The sequence below is a fragment of the Streptomyces adustus genome (assembly GCF_009377175.1).
GTDB lineage: Bacteria > Actinomycetota > Actinomycetes > Streptomycetales > Streptomycetaceae > Streptomyces > Streptomyces adustus.
Genome location: NZ_VJZD01000507.1, coordinates 1 through 2,206, shown reverse-complemented (window position 1 = coordinate 2,206; position 2,206 = coordinate 1). Strand labels below are relative to the sequence as shown.

The window sequence follows — 2,206 nt, the reverse complement described above, 5'->3', positions numbered from 1 at the left end:
ACTTCACCTGGACCGCCCCACCTCCCGTCGCCGCACAGACGCCCGCCCAGACGCCCCCCTCACCGGAGCCCACACCGGACGACGAGGCAGAGCAGAGCGAACCCTTCGACCCCTCGTCCCTGGTGACCTACGTCGCGCCGGACAGCCTCCCGGAGGGAGCCTTCAACGCGGCGACACTGTGGTCGCTGGCACCCGAGCTGGAACCCTTCGCCGTGGTCACCCACTCCTCCGGCGGCGTGACGGTGCCGCTGCGGTACATGGACGACCGCGAGACCGCCGACTGGGACGATCCGTGGGACGGCAACGACGCGTTCAACGCCGTGATGGAACCGGCCGCCACCTACCTCGCCCTCGTCGTTGAGCGCGCCGAACGCACACAAGCGGACCCCGCGGCCTCCGACGAGGACAAGGCAGCCGCGAAGCACCTGTTGAAGACCGACAAGCTGCTGGAGGACGACGGTTGGCGTCCCGAGTACCGCAGTGAGTTCCTACGGATGCAGATGCTCCTCAGAGAGAGCGGACTGCTCGACGACCTGCCCCGCGAACTGGTCGCCAACCCGAACTGGTCGCGGGACCGGGGCGTGGTGGATCCCGAGGACACGCCATGGGCCCTGGTCGACCCGGCCGACCCGACCGGCCCGGTGGGCGGTTCGCTGCGCGGCCCCGCCGGAGTGTCCGCCGCATTCCACACCTGGCTCAACACCAACGGCGGGGACAGCAACTGGCTGGCCGCCTGGGCGACCGATCAAGCCGGTGGTTCGATCAACACCGAGTCCCAGCGGTTCAAGGTCATGGTCAGCCACTTCCGACCGCCGAAGTCACCCGATGGCTATTACCTGGCCGGACTGAACAGCGGCCTGAGGAACGACACCTGGCTGTCGGACGGCCGCGACTACCCGGTCACCCGATTCGACCCGCAGTACCTGGACCACAAGGCGTACATACGCAGCATGGTCGCCCAACACGCCTTCACCTACGAGGTGCTCAACCGGGTCAAGATGCCCAACGTCGACGCCGAACAAGGAATCGTCCAACTCATCCGCCTGGAGAAGCGGGACCTGCTGGAGGAGCAGAACGGCGGCGGCCCGCCGACCATGGGCGCCGAGGTGCAGATGCGACGGGGGCCAGCGGAGTCGTACAGCCTCCTCACCCCGTACAAGGACCCCACTGACGAGAGCAGCCACACGCTCGGCCCCTTCTGGGTGACGTCCCAGAAGGTGCCGCTGCACCGCGTATTCGGCACCTACCTCCAGAGCCGGGCAGAAACAGACCCGGACCGCTCGCTTCTCCTGGGCGAGGGGGAGAACGAGTTCCTGGCCCTGGGCGAGGGCGCGTCCATCACCTACCACGGCACCGACACCCCACCCCGACTGCCCGTCACCACCCCCGGCGACGTCGCCGCCCGGGCACCCAGGCCCGGACAACGATCCACTCCGGCGCCGGTCGCACAGTCACACCCGCAGAACCCCGCAGAGGCGGTGATCGAGGAGCCGGCCGCTGACCGCACTCGACTGCGCACGGCCGAAGCAGCCCTGGAGGCCGCCGGCCTGCGCGCCGACGAACTCCAGCAGAGGATCGACACGACCCTCGACCCCCGGCAGAAGGCGGCACTGCAGGAAGAACTGGACCAGCACGCCGACGTCGTCGCCGAGGCTCTCCGCGAGGTCGACCTCGCCCTCGCCGACTCACGACCCGCGGCCGGTCAGGATGACACCACCGCCGAGGCCGGACCATCCACACGGCCCCGGATGCGGCTCGACCGTACGCCCCGCTTCACCGTCCCCTCCCGCTTCGACGTCCGTCGCCTCCAGCACGAAGGCGACACGATCACCGACCTCACCGTCACCGTCGCCTACCGCGGCGGCGACAGCACCGCCGTCCACGCCAAACTCGCCCAGGGCGTCCAGGGCTACTACAACAACCCCGGCCACCGCCTCCCCAACGGCGACCTCCTCCACATCACCGTCCAAGTCGCCACACCCGGAACCAAACCCCACCTCACCGTCGACCTCAGCGACCACTCCCGGCCGATGGACCACCGCACCTGGCACCACGACGCCAACCCCATCGACTACGCCCACGAACTCGGCCACCAACTCGGCCTGCGCGACGAATACCAGGACGACACCACCCCCCACCGCCCCGACATCACCGGCAGCCTCCTCGGCAACTACCACGAGCCCGCACCCGACGCCCTCCCCCAAGG

General features: G+C 69.4%; 1 protein-coding gene. It reads left to right on the top strand.

Annotated features, from left to right (window positions below):
- A partial coding sequence (locus FNH09_RS47445; protein ID WP_162470116.1) for a hypothetical protein occupies positions 1–2,206 on the top strand: 2,206 nt, incomplete at both ends.